18 protein-coding genes are annotated in these 17,364 nt (G+C 73.5%); 8 read left to right on the forward strand and 10 right to left on the reverse strand.

The window, feature by feature from the left end; all coding sequences use genetic code 11:
• Positions 1-41: 41 nt before the first annotated feature.
• From ACZ7LV_RS00550 to ACZ7LV_RS00560, 3 genes are all read left to right on the forward strand, one after another.
• Positions 42-725 (forward strand): helix-turn-helix transcriptional regulator, encoded by a 684-nt coding sequence (locus ACZ7LV_RS00550; protein WP_471934603.1) that lies wholly within the window; start codon positions 42-44, stop codon positions 723-725.
• A complete protein-coding gene (locus tag ACZ7LV_RS00555) occupies positions 722-1,699 on the forward strand; it encodes a pyridoxal-phosphate dependent enzyme (protein ID WP_471934604.1) in 978 nt (325 codons plus the stop codon). Before ACZ7LV_RS00550 ends, ACZ7LV_RS00555 begins: the two co-directional genes overlap by 4 nt.
• A 129-nt stretch (positions 1,700-1,828) precedes the next feature.
• Positions 1,829-2,188, forward strand: a complete 360-nt coding sequence (locus ACZ7LV_RS00560) for a cupin domain-containing protein (protein ID WP_471934605.1) — start codon at positions 1,829-1,831, stop codon at positions 2,186-2,188.
• A gap of 57 nt (positions 2,189-2,245) precedes the next feature.
• On the opposite strand, the gene ACZ7LV_RS00565 is transcribed toward ACZ7LV_RS00560, so the two are convergent.
• Entirely contained in the window at positions 2,246-3,220 is a 975-nt protein-coding gene (locus ACZ7LV_RS00565) for an NAD(P)-dependent alcohol dehydrogenase (protein ID WP_471934606.1), read from the reverse strand.
• 187 nt (positions 3,221-3,407) lie between these two features.
• On the opposite strand from ACZ7LV_RS00565, the gene ACZ7LV_RS00570 reads away from it, so the two are divergent.
• Positions 3,408-4,109, forward strand: coding sequence for an SDR family oxidoreductase (locus ACZ7LV_RS00570; RefSeq protein WP_471934607.1), 702 nt, complete (start codon positions 3,408-3,410; stop codon positions 4,107-4,109).
• Here ACZ7LV_RS00570 and ACZ7LV_RS00575 read toward each other — a convergent pair whose 3' ends face one another.
• Together ACZ7LV_RS00575 and ACZ7LV_RS00580 are read right to left on the reverse strand one after the other, a co-directional pair.
• Positions 4,110-5,462, reverse strand: coding sequence for a VWA domain-containing protein (locus ACZ7LV_RS00575; RefSeq protein ID WP_471934608.1), 1,353 nt, complete (start codon positions 5,460-5,462; stop codon positions 4,110-4,112). It abuts the gene before it with no gap.
• A complete protein-coding gene (locus ACZ7LV_RS00580; RefSeq protein ID WP_471934609.1) occupies positions 5,459-6,316 on the reverse strand; it encodes an AAA family ATPase in 858 nt (285 codons plus the stop codon). Before ACZ7LV_RS00580 ends, ACZ7LV_RS00575 begins: the two co-directional genes overlap by 4 nt.
• A gap of 145 nt (positions 6,317-6,461) precedes the next feature.
• On the opposite strand from ACZ7LV_RS00580, the gene ACZ7LV_RS00585 reads away from it, so the two are divergent.
• Positions 6,462-7,034, forward strand: coding sequence for a TetR/AcrR family transcriptional regulator (locus ACZ7LV_RS00585; RefSeq protein ID WP_471934610.1), 573 nt, complete (start codon positions 6,462-6,464; stop codon positions 7,032-7,034).
• 120 nt (positions 7,035-7,154) lie between these two features.
• Here the strand turns inward: ACZ7LV_RS00585 and ACZ7LV_RS00590 are convergent, their stop codons facing one another.
• The gene (locus ACZ7LV_RS00590) at positions 7,155-8,465 is read right to left on the reverse strand and encodes an FtsX-like permease family protein (RefSeq protein ID WP_471934611.1); all 1,311 of its coding nucleotides are present in this window, start codon (positions 8,463-8,465) and stop codon (positions 7,155-7,157) included.
• Positions 8,466-8,468: 3 nt separating this feature from the next.
• Positions 8,469-9,254 (reverse strand): ABC transporter ATP-binding protein, encoded by a 786-nt coding sequence (locus ACZ7LV_RS00595; protein ID WP_471934612.1) that lies wholly within the window; start codon positions 9,252-9,254, stop codon positions 8,469-8,471.
• Positions 9,255-9,421: 167 nt separating this feature from the next.
• Between ACZ7LV_RS00595 and ACZ7LV_RS00600 the strand changes: the two genes are divergently transcribed.
• The 3 genes from ACZ7LV_RS00600 to ACZ7LV_RS00610 are packed head-to-tail and all read left to right on the forward strand — an operon-like array spanning position 9,422 to position 11,705.
• Entirely contained in the window at positions 9,422-10,099 is a 678-nt protein-coding gene (locus tag ACZ7LV_RS00600) for an ABC transporter permease (RefSeq protein ID WP_401666843.1), read from the forward strand.
• A complete protein-coding gene (locus tag ACZ7LV_RS00605) occupies positions 10,096-10,767 on the forward strand; it encodes an ABC transporter permease (protein ID WP_471934613.1) in 672 nt (223 codons plus the stop codon). Before ACZ7LV_RS00600 ends, ACZ7LV_RS00605 begins: the two co-directional genes overlap by 4 nt.
• Positions 10,764-11,705 carry an ABC transporter substrate-binding protein gene (locus ACZ7LV_RS00610; RefSeq protein WP_471934614.1) on the forward strand — a complete coding sequence of 314 codons (942 nt, stop codon included), beginning with the start codon at positions 10,764-10,766 and terminating at the stop codon, positions 11,703-11,705. The genes ACZ7LV_RS00605 and ACZ7LV_RS00610 overlap by 4 nt, the downstream gene beginning before the upstream one ends.
• Positions 11,706-11,712: 7 nt before the next feature.
• Here ACZ7LV_RS00610 and ACZ7LV_RS00615 read toward each other — a convergent pair whose 3' ends face one another.
• The 5 genes from ACZ7LV_RS00615 to ACZ7LV_RS00635 form a co-directional block, all read right to left on the reverse strand.
• Positions 11,713-12,867, reverse strand: a complete 1,155-nt coding sequence (locus ACZ7LV_RS00615; RefSeq protein ID WP_471934615.1) for an ABC transporter ATP-binding protein — start codon at positions 12,865-12,867, stop codon at positions 11,713-11,715.
• A 94-nt stretch (positions 12,868-12,961) separates the two neighbouring features.
• A complete protein-coding gene (locus tag ACZ7LV_RS00620) occupies positions 12,962-13,630 on the reverse strand; it encodes a LutC/YkgG family protein (protein ID WP_471934616.1) in 669 nt (222 codons plus the stop codon).
• Entirely contained in the window at positions 13,627-15,105 is a 1,479-nt protein-coding gene (locus tag ACZ7LV_RS00625) for a LutB/LldF family L-lactate oxidation iron-sulfur protein (protein ID WP_471934617.1), read from the reverse strand. The genes ACZ7LV_RS00620 and ACZ7LV_RS00625 overlap by 4 nt, the downstream gene beginning before the upstream one ends.
• Entirely contained in the window at positions 15,102-15,857 is a 756-nt protein-coding gene (locus tag ACZ7LV_RS00630) for a (Fe-S)-binding protein (RefSeq protein ID WP_471934618.1), read from the reverse strand. Before ACZ7LV_RS00630 ends, ACZ7LV_RS00625 begins: the two co-directional genes overlap by 4 nt.
• 71 nt (positions 15,858-15,928) lie before the next feature.
• Complete coding sequence (locus ACZ7LV_RS00635) at positions 15,929-17,317, reverse strand: rhamnulokinase (protein WP_471936022.1); 1,389 nt, start codon at positions 17,315-17,317, stop codon at positions 15,929-15,931.
• Positions 17,318-17,364 lie beyond the last annotated feature (47 nt).

A 17,364-nucleotide genomic window follows, 5' to 3' on the forward strand; every position in this document is an offset into this window, starting at 1 on the left:
CGGAGTCCAAGTGCTGGATTTCGAGTCCAATGAGGTGGCCGATGCCCGAACAGGATCCGGAGGGTGAGCGGAACGCGATCCTGGCCGCGCTGGTCCCGGTCGCCGAGGGCATCGCCGCGACCTTCGGGCCGGTGTGCGAGGTGGTGCTGCACGACTACCGGCGGCCGGAGAACTCCGTGGTCGCCGTGGCCGGTTCGCTGACCGGGCGCGCGGTGGGCGGGGCGATGAGCGAGATCGGCATGCGCGTGCTCGCCCGCGGCGACGAGGCCCGCGACGAGCTGAACTACGTCACCCGCACCGGCGCCGGACAACTGCTCAAGTCGTCCACGATGGTGCTGCGCGACTCCACGGGCGCGGTCTTCGGCGCCCTGTGCGTCAACCTCGACGCCGGCGCGGTGCAGCAGGCGCAGGCGCTGCTCGCCGCGCTCGCCGGTACCGGCGAGTCGGTCCAGGCGCCCGTCACCACCTTCGGCAACGACATCGACTCGGTGGTCGACGCCATCCTCGACGCGCACCCGTCGCGCCGCCACCAGAACTGGGCCGGCCTCGGCCGCGCCGAGCGCCTCGCACTCTTCCGCGGCCTCGACGAGCAGGGGGTCTTCGCGGTCCGCCGCGCCGTCGAGCACGTCGCCGGGCGCCTCGGCATCTCCCGTGCCTCCGCGTACAGCTACCTCTCCCAGGCCCGCGCCACCTCAGCCCCCGCCTCCGAAGGAGCCTGCCCGTGACGACCTCCACCCCGCCCGTCACCCTGGACGACGTCCGGGACGCCGCCGTCCGGCTGAAGGGCGTCGCCCACCGCACGCCGGTCCTGCGCTCCCGCGCCCTCGACGCCCGGGTCGGCGCCGAAACGTTCCTGAAGTGCGAGAACTTCCAGCGGGTCGGCGCCTTCAAGTTCCGCGGTGCCTACCACACCGCCTCGCGGCTCTCTCCCGGTCGACTGGCCCGTGGCATCGCCGCCTACTCCTCCGGCAACCACGCCCAGGCCGTCGCCCTCGCCGCCCGTGAGCTCGGTACCACGGCGGTGATCGTGATGCCCGAGGACGCCCCCGCCTCGAAGCGGGCCGCCACCGAGGGATACGGCGCCGAGATCGTCACCTACGACCGCTACACCGGCGACCGGGTCGCCCTCACCGAGGCGCTGGCCGCGGAGCGAGGCCTCACCGTCATCCCGCCGTACGAGCATCCGCACGTGATCGCCGGGCAGGGCACGGCGGCACTCGAACTCCTCGAAGAAGTGGGGGAACTGGACGCGCTGATCGTCCCGGTCGGCGGCGGCGGGCTGATCGCCGGCAGCGCCACCGTGGCCAAGGGGCTGCGTCCCGGTATCCGGGTGATCGGTGTCGAGCCGGAGGCCGGCGACGACACCAAGCGGTCGCTGGAGGCGGGCCGGCGCGTCAGCATCCCGGTGCCGCACACCATCGCGGACGGGCAGGCGCTGCACACACCGGGGGAGTTGACCTTCTCCCTCAACCGGCGGCTGGTCGACGCCGTCACGCTCGTCTCGGACGACGAGATCCGGGCCGCCATGCGCTTCGCCTTCGAGCGGCTGAAGATCGTCGTCGAGCCCAGCGGCGCCACCCCGCTGGCCGCGCTGCTCTCCGGCCGCGTGGAGCGCCTGCCACGCCGGGTCGGCGTCATCGTCTCCGGCGGCAACGTCGACGCCGACCGCTTCGCCCGCCTGTGCGCGGGCGCCGCCTGAGCGCTGGGTGGCGGGGCGGGGCCGGGCGGGCGGACGATGAGAGGGAGGGTCCGGCCGTCGCCGGTGCCGCTCACGAACTCCCCGAGCGGGCCGCGCGGACCGGCACCCCGGCCGGAAGGAGGAGCGGTCATGCTAGAGGTGAAGACGATCGACAAGCCGGACGAGCGACGCGACTTCCCGCGTGGCCACCTGGAGGCGGTCCACCTCTCGGGGCTGGACTTCGCCGTGGCCACGTTCGAGCCGGGCTGGCACTGGACGGAGTCCGTCGGACCCCTCGCGGGCACCGACACCTGCCGGATCCACCACAACGGCTATGTCCTCCAGGGCAGGATGCGGCTGCGCATGGACGACGGCGCCGAGCAGGAGGTCGGCCCCGGTGACGTCTTCGTCTGCACGCCCGGGCACGACGCCTGGGTCGTCGGCGACGAGCAGGTCATCCTCTACGACTTCGCGGGCTCCATGGCCCGGGACTACGCGAAGGGCCAGTAGGGCGGACGGGGGCGGCGCGGTGGGCGCACGGACCTCGTGCGCCCGCCGCACCGGCCCTCACACCACCACGACTATCTTCGCGCGGGCGTGCTCCTCCTCCAGGTGCCGTATCGCGAGCGCGGCCTCGGACAGCGGATAGGTGCGCTCGACGACCGGCGTGAGCTGTCCCGACTCGACGAGGTCCCGTAGCGCCGCGAGGTTCTCCTTGGCCGCCTTCGCCGGGAGTTCGAGCAGCCGCTGCCCGACGAACGGCGCCACCAAGCGCCGCCTGAGGAAGAGGGTCATCGGGCCGAGGAGACTGCCGCCCTCGTAGAAGCCGCCGCCGGACAGGACGAGGGTGCCGTCCGGGGTCAGCGCGCGCCGGAGGTCGCCGAGGGACCGGTTGCCCACGAGGTCGAGCACGACGTCGTGGCGCCGTCCGGCGCGGGTGAAGTCCTCCCGTGTGTAGTCGACGACATGGTCCGCGCCGAGCGAGCGGACCAGCTCCGCGTTCCGCGTGCTGCAGACGCCGGTGACCTCCGCGCCGTACGCCTTGGCGATCTGCACGGCGAACGTGCCCACTCCGCCCGACGCGCCGTTGACCAGCACCGTCCCTCCCGCCCGCACCCCGGCCACGTCGCGCAGGCCGACGAGGGCGGTGTTCGCGGCCAGCGGCATCGCGGCGGCCTGCTCGAAGGTGAGGCGGGACGGCTTGCGGTCCACCGCGCCGTCCGCCACGCGGACGAACTCCGCGAAGGCCCCGTCGGCCTCGCCGTACACCTCGTCGCCGGGCGCGAGCCCGCTCACCGCGCCGCCGACGGCCTCCACCACGCCGGCGAAGTCCCGGCCCCGGACGGCCGCCTTCGGCCGGCGCAGCCCGAACGCCGCGCGGGCGATCTTCGGGTCGCCGTGCATGTAGTGCCAGTCGTAGGCGTTGACCGAGGCCGCGCGCACCCGCACCAGCACCTCGCCCGCCCCGGGCACCGGCCGCTCCACCTCCCGGAACTCCAGCGTGTCCCATCCGCCGTACCGGTCCTGGACCACTGCCTTCATGGGTCCCCCCTCCGTTGTGGCGAGCCTAGGGAAACCCGGGGCCGCGCACATCAGGGTCGCACCCGGAACTACTTCCGGGGGACCCAGGACTTGCCCCGGGAAACCGATCGGTTTACAGTCGTCGAGACGGAGGAAACCGATCGGTTTCCCCGTCGCCTCCTGACACCGAGACGGCAAGGACAGACCCATGACCTCCCTCGAAGGCTCCGTCGCCCTGGTCACCGGCGGCAGCCGTGGCATCGGCAAGGCACTGGTGGCGGCCCTGTACGAGCGCGGCGCGAAGAAGGTGTACGCCACCGCCCGCGACCCCCGTACGATCACCCACCCCGACGCCGTGCCGCTCGCCCTGGAGGTGAGCGACTCCGCGTCCGTCGCGGCCGCCGCGGCGCAGGCGCAGGACGTCACGGTCCTGATCAACAACGCGGGAGCCTCGGTGAACGCCAACTTCCTCGACTCGCCGGTGGAGGACGTCCGCCGCGAGTTCGAGACCAACTTCTACGGACCGCTCCTCGTCACCCGAGCCCTCGTCCCGGTCCTGGAGCGCAACGGCGGCGGCCACATCCTCAACTTCCACTCGGTGCTGTCGTGGATCGGCCTCGCGGGGTCCTACAGCGCCTCCAAGGCCGCCTTCTGGTCCCAGACCAACTCTCTGCGCCTGGACCTCAGGCCGCGCGGTATCGAGGTCACCGGCCTGCACGTCGGCTACGTCGACACCGACATGGCGGCCGAGGTCGACGCACCCAAGTCCACGCCCGAGAGCGTCGCGGCCCAGGCCCTCGACGGCATCGAGTCGGGCGCGTTCGAGGTGCTGGCCGACGACATCACCCGTCAGGTCAAGGCGGGCCTGTCGGCCGACCTCGCGGCGCTCTACCCGCAGCTCGCCGCCTGATCAGACCGGCAGCAGCCGGGCGATCAGCCCGCTGAGCTGCCGGGCGTTGCGGCACTCGTGCATCTCGACGAGTGCGGCGTAGGCGGGCGCGGCGGAGTCGCCGGTGCCCCACTGGGAGCGCGGCTCGGGGTTCAGCCAGTGGACGCGGCGCGCCCGCCCGCCGATCCGCCGCAGCGCGGCCACGTTCGGGTCGCTCATGTTCGTCCGGGCGTCGCCGAGGACGAACACCGTCGTGCGCGGGCCGACGGCGTCGCCGTACCGCTCGGCGAACTCGCCGAGCGCGACGCCGTAGTCGCTGCTGCCGTGCCAGCCGGTGAGTGTCGCCTCGGCGCGGATGCGCGCGCTCAGACCCTCCGCGTCGGCGGCGCCGTGCACCAGCAGCCCGGTCACCTCGTCGATCCGGTTGACGAAGGCGAAGACGCGCAGCTTGCTGAACTCGTCGTGCAGCGCCTGCACCAGCAGCATCGTGAAGTCCGAGAAGCCGGACACCGAGCCCGACACGTCGCACAGCAGCACCAGTTCGGGCCGGACCGGACGCCGTCTGCGCAGCACCGGCCGCATCGGCACGCCGCCCGTGGAGAGCGAGCCGCGCAGGGTGCGCCGCAGGTCGATGCTGCCCCGGGCGGCGCGCCGGCGCCGGGCGGCCAGCCGGGTGGCGAGCTTGCGGGCGAGCGGCCGTACGGCCCGGCGGAGTTCCGCCAGCCGGTCCTTGCCGGCGTAGAGGAAGTCGACCCGGTCGGCGGTGGGCGCCACCGCGCGCCGCGCGATCTCGTCCCGGTCACGCCGCTCGGCCACCCGGCGCCGGGCCTCGGCCGCCACCAGGGCGCGGAAGGCGTCGATCCGCCGCCGGATCTCGTCGTCCAGCAACCGGTCCGCGAACCCCGGCGTGCGCGGCCGGCCCCGCACCTCGGCGCGGACCCGGGCGAGCAGGGTCTGCGGGCGGATCCGGTCCAGCGTCTGGTACGCCGACCAGCCGTCGGACCCCGGTGAACTGCCGTACCCGCCGAAGCCGTCGACGGCCTCGATCGCCAGCCGGCCCAGCAGCGCGCCGTCGTCGGCGCTGAGCGCCGCAGCGAGCCGCTCGCGCAGGTCGTCGCGGTCCGCCGTCGCGCCGTCCGGGCCGCCCACGGCGCGCGGGAAGTACAGGTCGAAGACCGGGTCGAACACCGGCCGTTGACCCGTGGTGTGCAGCAGCGACGCGGCCAGCCCCTCGCGCAGCAATTCGCGGTCGGCCAGTCCCAGCGCCTCCACCGCCCGTGCCGCGTCCACGGTCTCGCCGGTGCCGACGCGGATGCCGTGCGCGCGCAGCGCGGCCACGAGGTCCGTCAGCCGGGAGGCGACGTCGGAGGTCATACGGCGTCCAGGTCCAGCTTGGCCGCGGCCTTCAGCACGTCGTCCTGGTGCTTGAGGAGCACGCCGAGGGTGTCGCGCACCACGTCCTCCTCCAGTGTGGCGGCGCCCAGCGCCAGCAGCGTCCGGGCCCAGTCGACGGTCTCGGCGACCGACGGGGCCTTGCGCAGGTCCATCGCGCGCAGCGCGCCCACGACCCGGACCACCGACCCGGCCAGCGCCGCGTCGATGCCCGGCACCTTCAGCCGGACGATCCGGCGCTCCAGCTCCTCGTCCGGGAAGCCGATGTGGAGGAACAGGCAGCGCCGGCGCAGGGCCTCCGACAGCTCTCGGGTGGCGTTCGAGGTGAGGACCACGAAGGGGCGGCGCGTGGCGGTGACCGTGCCCAGCTCCGGGACGGTCACCTGGAAGTCGCTCAGCACCTCCAGCAGCAGTCCCTCGACCTCCACGTCGGCCTTGTCGGTCTCGTCGATCAGCAGCACCTTGGGGTCGTCACCGCGGATGGCGGTGAGCAGGGGCCGCGGCAGGAGGAACTCCTCGCTGAAGATGTCGGTGCGCGCCTCGTCCCACGTCTCGTCGCGGCCCGCGCTGATGCGCAGCAGCTGCTTGGCGTGGTTCCACTCGTACAGGGCCCGGGACTCGTCCACGCCCTCGTAGCACTGGAGCCGTACCAGCCGGGCGCCGGCGACCTGGGCGACGGCCTTGGCGAGCTCCGTCTTGCCGACGCCCGCCGGGCCCTCCACCAGGAGCGGCTTGCCGAGGCGGTCGGCGAGGAAGACGGTCGTGGCGACCGCGGGCGACGCCAGGTAGCCGGTCTCGGCGAGGCGTGCGCTGACATCGTCGACGGAAGTGAACAACCGGGCCTCCGGCGGTGGCGGCGGACGGGATCGGACCCCTATCTAAGCGCTTGTTCAGCGCTTCTGTCACCCCATGGCTCCCGGTCGGCCCCGGCCTGTATACCGATCGGTTTCCACCGCGGCGTCCGCGCGGTAACCTCGCGGTATGGCCACGACAGACAAGGTGTCCCCCCGCGACCGGCTGCTCGACGCCGCCGCCCTGCTGTCCTACCGCGACGGCGTCTCCATCGGCGTGGAGGCTCTGTGCCGGGCGGCCGGGGTGTCGAAGCGGTCGATGTACCAGCTCTTCGACAGCAAGGACGAGATGCTCGCCGCGAGTCTGGAGCGCCGGCTCCCGCGCTACGAGGCACAGCTCCTCCCCGGGGACGAGGACGCCGGGACGCCCCGGGAGCGGATCCTCAGCGTCTTCGCACTGCTGGAGAAGGCCTCCGCGCAGGCCGATTACCACGGCTGCCCCTACCTCGCGGCACTGGTCGAGCTGAAGGACCCCGAACACCCCGCGAGCGTCGTCGCCGCCGCGGCCAAGGAACGACTGAAGAGCTTCTTCCGCACCCAGGGCCGGCAGGGCGGCGCTGCGGATCCCGAACTGCTCGCCCGGCAACTGCTGCTGGTCTTCGACGGAGCGAGCGCCCGCGCCGGAGCACACGTGGAAACCCTCGACGACGGGCTGACGACGGTGACCGCGGGCGCACTCCTCGACGCGGCGGGCGTGCGGTAGCCGTGCGACGGCTGCGAAGGAGCGGCACCGGGGGAGCAGCGTGACACCCTCGGCCGCCAGTCCCGCGCCGAAACCGCAGCGGGCGGCCGCCCGAGGCGCCGCCCGCTCCGGTCCCGTCCCTCATGCCGCGACCGCCACCGCCCCCACCGCCGGTGTCCGCAGCACCCGGCGGGCCGTCAGCAGACTCGTGCCCAGCGTCGCGGACGCCGCGACAGCGAGGACGCCCGCCCAGATGCCGAGCGTCTGTCCCGGCAGCACCTCGTCGGTGCGGACGACGGTGAACGGGATGATCCCGGCCAGCGCCGCAAGGGTGCCGAAGAAGGCGCCCGTGAGCGTCACGACCACCCCCTCGACGGCGACCGTCGCCAGCACCTGCCCCGGCGTCGCCCCCGCGAGGCGCTGCTGCCCGAACTCACGGGTGCGGTAGGTGGTCGCCGCGTACAGCGAGTTGACCAGCATCACGCAGACGAACACCACGACGATGCCGACGACCGTGTAGTTGAGCGTCTGAAGGTTCTTCGCGTCGACCGACTTCACGAGCCCCGAGGCCTCGATCGCCTCGCTCTCCACGGCCTGCATGGTCAGGGTCGCCGTGGACACCGCGGTGAAAAGGATCAGCGACACCAGGGTCCCGGCGAGCCGCGCGGCGCGTTCGCGCAGATTGCGCACCGCCAGCCAGCCGCTCGCACCGCGCGGCGACAGCCCACCCAGCACGAACCTCAGCAGCCGCGGCGACAGCGACGCGAACCCGACCGACAGCAGGATCGCCCCCTGGGCGCACGGTGCCATCAACACCTCGTCGGTCGCCGAGAAGGCGAACGCCGACGTCACCGACGCGGCACCGGCCAGCAGAGCGCCGTACGCGAGGAACGTCCGCGCCCGGCCCCGCGGTTCCCGCCGCCCGGTGGCCCGCCGTACCGCGAGGAGGGCCGCGCCCGCCGCCGCGAGCAGCGTGGCGCCGACGCCCGAGGACAGGGCGACCGGCCCGAAGGCGGCGTCGACCGACTCGGCGACCTGACCGCTGCTGCGGAACATCTCCAGCAGCGCCCGCCCGCCCAGCACCGCCGGGCCGATCGCCAGGGCGGCACCTGCCAGGGCGACGGCCACCGCCTCACCGACCACCATGCGCCGCAGCTGCGCCGGGGTCGCCCCCGAGCAGCGCAGCAGTTCCAGCTCGGCGGTCCGCCGGCGCACGTCGACCGTCAGGGTGGAGGCGACCGCGAAGAAGACGAGCAGCGCACCGTATCCGCCGACCACGCTCGCCGAGACGGTCAGCGTCTCGGCACTCACCGGGTCCACGCCCGGCCCCGCGGCCGTGTCGTGCAGTGAGTGGAAGGTCATGATGACCGCCGCGCCCAGGAACGCCGCCAGCAGCGTCGCGAGGAACCGCCCGGGACGGTGCCGGATCGACCGCATCGCCAGTACGAACATCGCTCACACCCCCACCGCGACGTCGTCGCCCAGGTGCGCCATCCGCTCGGCGACCGCGTCCGGCGTCGGCACGTCCAGCCGTCCGGCGAGCCGGCCGTCGGCCAGGAACAGCACCGAGTCGGCGTAGGAGGCGGCGACCGGGTCGTGGGTCACCATCACCACGGTCCGGCCGTGCACCCGCACCGCGTCCCGCAACAGCCGCAGCACCTCCCGGGCACTGCGGGAGTCCAGCGCGCCTGTCGGCTCGTCCGCGAAGATCACCCGAGGTTCCGTCACCAGCGCGCGGGCGATCGCGACCCGCTGGCGCTGACCGCCCGACAGCTGGGCGGGCCGGTGCCCGAGCCGGTCGCCCAGCCCCACCGCCGTCAGCACCTCCTGGGCCCGCCGGCGGTCCACCCGCCGCCCGGCCAGCCGCAGCGGCAGCACCGTGTTCTGCGCGACGGTGAGCGTGTCGAGCAGGTTGTACTGCTGGAAGACGAAACCGACCCGCGCGCGCCGGAACCTCGTCAGCTCGGCCTCCGTCCTGCCGGTCATCTCGGTGCCGTCCACCTGCACGATGCCGCTGTCCGGCAGATCGAGCCCGGCCGCGCACTGCAGCAGCGTGGACTTGCCCGAACCCGACGGACCCATCACCGCCGTGAACGTGCCGCGCGCCAGCGTGAGCGTCACACCGTCCAGCGCGGTCACCGCGCCCTCACCGCTGCCGTAGGACCTGGTCACCTTGACCAGTCGCAGCGCCTGTGCGGCGGCCCCGGTGCCGGGTCCCTGTCGTGAACCGGTGCGAAACATCGTCGTCCCCCTCCCTGCGGCACTCCCTGTGCCTCGTCCACGACGCTACGGGCGGCTCCGGCCGGGCACACGGGGCGCAGAACCCGTATCGCGGGGTGTACCCGGCGACACCCCGGACGGGTCACCAGAACGAGGCGACCCGGCGGGCCGCCCGATGCAATGGACGGGTGACCGCGCCCCCGGACGACTGCCTCGCGCGCAACGAGTGGATCTGCGGCGACTATCTGAGCACCCGCCGCGAGATCCTCCTCGACGCCGTGGGCCAGCACCTCCAGCTGACGTCCGTCTCGGTGCTGATCGGTCTCGCCCTCGCCCTGCCGCTCGCGGTGCTGGCCCGCCGCTGGGGCTGGGCGGCAGGTCCCGTGCTCGGTGTGACGACGATCCTCTACACCATCCCGTCGCTGGCGATGTTCTCGCTGCTGCTGCCCGCGTACGGGCTCTCCGCGACCCTCGTGATCGCCGGGCTGGTCCTCTACTCGCTGACCCTGCTGGTGCGCAACATCCTCGCCGGGCTGCGCGCCGTCCCCGAGGAGACCCGGCAGGCCGCCCGCGGCATGGGCTACGGACCGGTCCGCCTCCTGCTCACCGTCGAGCTGCCGCTCGCCCTGCCGGCCGCCATGGCCGGGCTGCGCATCGCCACCGTGTCCGCGGTCTCGCTGGTGACGGTGGGCGCCATCGTCGGCTTCGGCGGGCTCGGCAACCTGATCTACGCGGGCATGAACACGTTCTTCAAGGCGCAGGTGCTGACGGCGTCCGTCCTGTGCGTCGTCATCGCGGTCGCGGCCGACCTGCTCCTGCTGGGCGTCCAGCGGCTGATCACCCCCTGGACGAGGGCCCGCACGTGAACACGCTCACCGAGACCTGGGACTGGCTCACCGACCCCGCGCACTGGTCGGGCGCCGACGGCATCTGGCAGCGACTGCTCCAGCATCTCGTGCTCACGGTGGTCTGCCTGGTCGTCAGCTGCCTGATCGCCCTGCCCGTCGCGGTGGTCCTCGGCCACCTCGGCAGGGGCGGGGCGCTCGCCGTCAACATCTCCAACGTCGGCCGCGCCGTCCCCACCTTCGCGGTGCTGGTTCTCCTGCTGCTGACGCCCGTCGGCGCCTGGGGCGAGGGCCCCACCGTCGTCGCCCTGGTGCTGTTCGCCGTGCCTCCCCTCCTGACCAACGCCTACGTCGGCATGCGCGAGGTCGACCGCGGCACCGTGCAGGCGGCGCGCGGCATGGGCATGACGGGCCGCCAGGTGATGCTCCAGGTCGAACTGCCCCTGGCGTCCCCGCTGATCCTGAACGGCATGCGCATCGCCGCCGTCCAGCTCGTCGCGACCGCCACCATCGCAGCCCTCGCGGGCGGGGGCGGCCTGGGCCGCATCATCACCGCCGGGTTCAACCTCGCCAGTACCCCGATGGTGGTGGCCGGAGCGGTGCTGGTCGCCGCGTTCGCCCTGGTCGTCGAGGGCCTCTTCGAGATCGCCGAGCGTCTCGCACCGGCGTGGGCCAGGGGCACGCCGTGAACCGCCGCGCCCCGTCGGTGGCCGCCCTGCTGCTCCTGGCGACCGCCTGCTCCACCGGCCCCTCCCTGGAGAGCCAGGGCGAGGTCACCGCCTCGCCCGGGGACAGCCACCATCTGACCGTCGGCTCGGCGGGATTCACCGAGAGCGACCTGCTCGCCCAGATGTACGCCCTGCTCCTGGACCAGGCCGGCTACCGGACCTCCCTGATCACCGTCGCCAACCGCGAGCTGTACGAACCCGCCCTGGAATCGGGCCAGATCGACGTCGTACCGGAGTACGCGGCCACCTTCGCCGACTGGCTCAACGCCAAGACCAACGGCCCCGACGCGCCGCCGGTCGGCTCACCCGACCTCGACGCCACCATGAAGGCACTGCGCGCCCTGGCGACACCGCGCGGCCTCACCGTCCTCGCCCCCGGCCGGGCGGTCGACCAGAACGCCTTCGCGGTGAGCGCCTCGTACGCACGTCGGCACCACCTCAAGACCCTCAGCGACCTCGGCAGGTCCGGCCTGAAGGTACGGCTCGCGGCCGGCGACGAGTGCGTGCAGCGGCCCTACTGCGCCCCCGGCCTGCGCAAGGTCTACGGCATCGACATCGTCGCCGTCGACCCCAAGGGCGTCGGCACCACGCAGGCCAAGAGGGCGGTGCAGAGCGGCCATGACCAGATGGTCCTCACCACCACGACGGACGCCACCCTCGACGAGTTCGGCCTGGTGCTCCTCGCCGACGACAGACACCTCCAGAACGCCGACTACGTCGTCCCGGTCGTCAACCGCGCCCGCGCCGGCGCCCCCCGCGTCGCCAAGGCCCTCGACAAGCTCAACGCCGTCCTCACCACGGCCGACCTCGCCGCCATGAACCAGCAGGTGGACAGCTGGCGCCGGCTGACCACGGACGTGGCCCGGACCTATCTGGAGGACAAGGGCCTGCTGAAGTGACACCGCCTCACGCGTCCGCCACCGAGTCGAAGTCCACCTCTTCCCGCGGCACGCCCTGGGCGTCCGCGTCCACCGAGCGGCGCAGGGCCTCGTGGAGCTTGGCCGGGGTGAGGACGCCGAGGAACCGGGAGCCTTCGAGCACCGCGACCCAGCCGGCGTCGTGCTGGAGCATGACGCCGAAGGCCTGTTTCAGCGGGGCCCCCACCGGGACCCAGGCGTTCATGCGGTGGGCGAGGTCCCCGACGGAGGCGCTGGTGCCGAGTTCGTCGAGCCCCACCCAGCCGTGCAGGTCCCCGCGCGCGTCCAGGACCACCGCCCACCGGGCGCCCTGGGCGCGCAGCCGCCGCGCCGCGCCGTCGGACGGCTCGTCGAGGCGGGCGACGGGCGGCTGTTCCAGGTCGCCGCGCTCGATCGCGGTCACCGACAGCCGCTTGAGCCCCCGGTCGGCGCCGACGAACTCGGCGACGTAGGGGGTCGCCGGCGTGCCCAGCACCGTCCCGGGCGTGTCGAACTGCTCGATCCGCCCCTGCCCGTAGACGGCGATCCGGTCGCCGAGCCGGACCGCCTCCTCGATGTCGTGCGTCACCATCAGCACCGTCTTGCGCACCGCCGCCTGCATCCGCAGGAACTCGTCCTGCAACTGCTCGCGCACCACCGGGTCGACCGCCCCGAACGGCTCGTCCATCAGCAGCACCGGCGGATCGGCTGCCAGCGCCCGCGCCACCCCGACCCGCTGGCGCTGACCGCCCGACAGCTGGTGCGGGTAGCGCGGCCCGTACGTCTTCGGGTCCAGACCCACCAGGTCGAGCAACTCCGCCGCCCGGGTCCGCGCCTTCGCACGCTTCCAGCCGACCAGCGAGGGCACCGTCGCCGTGTTGTCGAGGACGGTGCGGTGCGGGAAGAGGCCGACCTGCTGGATGACGTAGCCGATGCGCCGCCGCAGGCGGACCGGATCGACCGCGGCGATGTCCTCGCCGGCCACCAGGATCCGGCCCGCGGTCGGCTCGATCAGCCGGTTGACCATCATCATGGTCGTCGTCTTGCCGCAGCCCGAGGGCCCCACGAGCGTGACGAGCTCCCCCTCGGCCACCTCGAAGGAGAGCGCGTCCACCGCGGTCGTACCGTCCGGGTACCGCTTGGTGACCTGCTCGAACCGGATCATCACCTCACGCTAGCCGCGGCGCCGCGACCGCGCTCCTTCGTGCGGCCCGGCACCTGCCGAACGGCTGAGTCCCTCGCGTGGCGGTCTCCTGCCCCTACGAGGTGACCTCGGCGCTCGGCCGTTCGCCCACCAGCACGACCTCCAGGGTGCGCGGACCGTGCACCCCCTCGACCCGGTCCAGCTCGATGTCGCTGGTCGCCGACGGACCGGAGATCCAGGTCAGCGGACGGGCCGGGTCGAGGCGTTCGAGGGCCTGCGGGACGGAGGCCACCACCTGGTCCGGAACGCGTACGACACAGATGTGGTGGTCCGGGACGAGCGTGATGCGGCGCCTGCCCTGGTCGGGGCCGCCGTCCAGGACGAGGGTGCCGGTCTCGGCGATGGCGAGCGCGCAGCCGGTGACCACGCTGTCGATCCGGTCCAGCTCGTCAGGGGTGCTCCCGCTCCGGTCCGGGATCAGCTCGGCCTCGGCCGCCGCGAGCCACGACGGGTCCAGACCCGGCGGCACCAGCACCGTCTTCGCGCCGCGCGCGGCCAGCAGCCCGGCGAGCGTCGCGGCAAGGTCGGCCGCCGCGCAGCGGTGCACGATCGCCCGGTAGTCCGCCAGGTTCTCGGCCAGCAGATCCGCCCGCCGCGCGCCATCGAGTCCGCCGTGCTCGCGCAGGTAGTCCCGGACGACCGCCCGCTCGTACGGCGCGTCGTCCTCGGGCACGTCCGCGAGCGCGCGCCGCACCCGGCCCAGGATCCGGTCCCTGCTGCTCACTTCGCGCCGTCCTTTCCCCCGTGGGTGCGCTGCCACCAGTCCCGGAAGGGCTCCGGCGGCACCGGGGGCAGGGCCCGGGTGTCGCTCCATGCCCGGCCGGGCCCCGGCAGGGTGCGCGGGTGGAAGCGCCGGGTGCGCGAGGCCAGCCGCTGGCCGGTGCGCACGGCGCCGGGGTGGGCGAACGCCCAGCCGGCCGCCCGCATGGCCGCCCGCTCGGCGGCATGCCCCTTGGCCGGCTTCAGCACGACCTTGTTGCCGCCGCGGACCACCGGGCCGCCCGCCACGACCCGCTCCCGCAGATGCACCAGCACCTCGGGGATGTCGATGGCCACCGGGCAGACGTCGTAGCAGGCCCCGCACAGCGAGGACGCGTACGGCAGCGAGGCGTCGATCTCGCTGTCCGTGCCGCGCAGCTGGGGGCTGAGGATGGCGCCGATGGGGCCCGGGTAGACCGAGCCGTACGCGTGACCCCCCGCCCGCTCGTAGACCGGGCACACGTTCAGGCACGCCGAGCAGCGGATGCAGCGCAGGGCCTGGCGTCCGACCTCGTCGGCGAGGGTGTCGGTCCTTCCGTTGTCGAGCAGCACCAGGTGGAAGGCGCGCGGCCCGTCCCCGTCCGTCGTGCCGGTCCACGTGCTCGTGTACGGGTTCATGCGCTCGGCCGTCGAGGAACGGGGCAGCGTCTGCAGGAACACCTCCAGGTCCCGCCAGGTCGGCACCAGCTTCTCGATGCCGACGACCGAGATCAGCGTCTCGGGGAGGGTGAGGCACATCCGCCCGTTGCCCTCCGACTCGACGACCACCAGCGTGCCCGTCTCGGCGACCATGAAGTTGGCGCCGGAGACGCCGACCTTGGCGCGCAAGAACTTCTCCCGCAGGTGCAGCCGGGCGGCCTCGGCCAGTTCCGCGGGCGTGTCGCTGAGACCGGCGGGCGCCGGGCGCCCCCACTCGGCCATCTCGTGAGTGAAGATGTCCCGGATCTCACCGCGGTTGCGGTGGATCGCCGGGACCAGGATGTGCGAGGGCCGGTCCTTGCCCAACTGCACGATCAGCTCGGCGAGATCGGTCTCGTACGCCCGGATGCCCTCCGCCTCCAGCGCCTCGTTGAGCCCGATCTCCTGCGTGGCCATCGACTTGACCTTGACGACCTCGCTCTCGCCGGTCTCCTTGACCAGGCCGGCGACGATCCGGTTGGCCTCGTCGGCGTCGACGGCCCAGTGGACGGTGCCGCCCGCCGCCGTCACCGACTCCTCCAACTGCACCAGGTACCGGTCGAGGTGACGGAGCGTGTGGTCCTTGATCTGCCGTCCCGCCTCGCGCAGCCGCGCCCAGTCCGAGACCTCGGAGACCGCCTTCTCGCGTTTGGCGCGGATGGTGTGCGTGGCGTGCCGCAGGTTGCCGCGCAGGGTGGCATCGCGCACCGCCTCGCGCGCCGCCGCCGGAAAGGCCGGCATCCCGACAAAGGTTCCGCTCACAGTGCCGGTTCCTCCTCCGTGCTCGCCAGGATCTCCGCGAGGTGCACCGGTCGCATCCCCGTGCCGAGCCGGGTCATCGTGCCGCCCAGGTGCAGCAGACAGGAGTTGTCCGACGCGCACAGCACCTCGGCGCCCGTGGACTCGGCGTTGCGCACCTTGTCGGCACCCATCGCCGCCGACACGTCGGCGTTCTTCAGCGCGAACGTGCCCCCGAACCCGCAGCACTCCTGCGCGCCGGGCAACTCGGCCAGCTCCAGTCCCTTCACCGCCGCCAGCAGCCGCTGCGGCCGGTCGCCCAGCCGCAGCCCACGCAGCCCGTGGCAGCTGGGGTGGTACGTCACCCGGTGCGGGTAGTACGCGCCGACGTCCGTCACCCCCAGCACGTCCACCAGGAACTCGGTGAGTTCGTACGTCTTCGGCACCACCGGTGCCAGCGCGGTCGCCAGCGTGCTGCCCCGTCCCTCGGCCCGGGCCCGCGCGCCCATCCGGGGATACAGTTCCCGCACCATCGCCCCGCACGACCCGGACGGCGTCACGATCGCGTCGTACTCCCCGAAGACATCGGAGAAATGCCGGGCCAGCGGCTCCGCCTCACGCCGGTAGCCGGTGTTGTAGTGGGCCTGCCCGCAGCAGGTCTGCGCCATCGGGAAGTCGACCTCGACGCCCAGTCTGGTCAGGAGTTTCACCACGGCGCGCCCCGTGTCCGGATAGAGCGTGTCGTTGACGCAGGTCAGGAACAGGGCGACACGCATCGCGGCTCCTTGGGGTAGATCATCCGATGAGTGCAGGGTAGTGCGGAGGCGCGGTCCGGGCGAGACCCCTCTCACGCTCCGGCGAGCCCGGCAGCGGCGGCACGCCAGGCTGCCGTGCCGCCCCGCGGCGCGTAGCGGGTGAGCGGCTGGGTGCGGGCCAGCAGCCGGCGCATGTCCGAGCGGTCGCCGACGAGCCCGTGGGCCCGCGCCTGCACCAGCACGTTGCCGAGGGCCGCCGCCTCCGCCGGGCCCGCCACCACCGGCAGCCCGCAGGCGTCGGCGGTCAGCTGGCACAGCAGCGCGTTGCGCACCCCGCCGCCCACCACGTGGACGACGTCCACGGCGTGCCCGGACAGCCGCTGGGCGTCCTCCACCGCCCGCCGGTGGGCGAGGGCGAGCGAGTCGAGGATGCAGCGCGTGATCTCGGCCGGCGTGCCGGGCACCGGCTGCCCCGAGGCACGGCACGCCTCGGCGATCCGCTCCGGCATCCGCCCGGGCGCGAGAAACGCCTGGTCCCCGGCGTCCACCACCGACCGCAGCCCCGGCACGGCGGCCGCGGCCCGCAGCAACTCGGCGAGATCGGGCTCGCCCCAGACCCGCAGGCACTCCTGGAGCAGCCACAGACCCATGATGTTGCGCAGATGACGGACCGTGCCGTCCAGCCCCAGCTCGTTGGTGAAGTTCGCGGCCCGGCTCTCCTCCGTCAGCACCGGCGCGTCCAGTTCCAGCCCCACCAGGGACCAGGTGCCGGTGCAGATGTACGCGAAGCGCTCCCCGGACGCGGGCACGGCGGCCACCGCGGACGCCGTGTCGTGCGAGGCGACCGTGGTCACCGCGACGGGACCGTCGAGCCCCGTCTCCTCCAGCACCTCGGGGCGCAGCACCCCTGCCGGGTCGCCGGGGCGCCGCAGCGGAGCGAACAGGCTCAGGTCGACGCCGAGCCGCGCGGCCACCTCCCGCGACCAGTCCCGCGTCCTCGGATCGACGAGCTGGGTGGTCGAGGCGTTGGTGAGCTCGGTGCCCTGCTCCCCGGTGAGCCAGTACGACAGCAGGTCGGGGATGAGCAGCACGCGTCCGGCCCGGTCCAGATGACCGGCGGACCGGGCGGCCACCAGCTGGTACAGCGTGTTGAAGGGGGCGTACTGCACGCCGGTCGCGGCGTACAGCTCGGCGGCCGGCATGCGCGCCCACACCCGCTCGGCGACGCCCTCGGTGCGCCCGTCGCGGTAGTGCACCGGATTGCCGAGCAGCGCCCCGCCGGCGTCCAGCAGACCGTGGTCCACGGCCCAGCTGTCGATGCCGACGGAGTCCACCGGGCCCGCCGCCCGCAGCCCGTCGAGGACACCGGCGTACAGCCGAAGCACGTCCCAGCGCAGCCCCTCCGGGACCCGCACCGGCCGGTTGGGGAAGCGGTGCGCCTCGGTCAGCTCCAGCTCGTGCCGCCCGACGCGGCCGACCATGACACGTCCGCTGGAGGCACCGAGATCGACCGCGGCGTACGACCGCA

It is taken from the genome of Streptomyces sp. NPDC107562 (assembly GCF_055657325.1).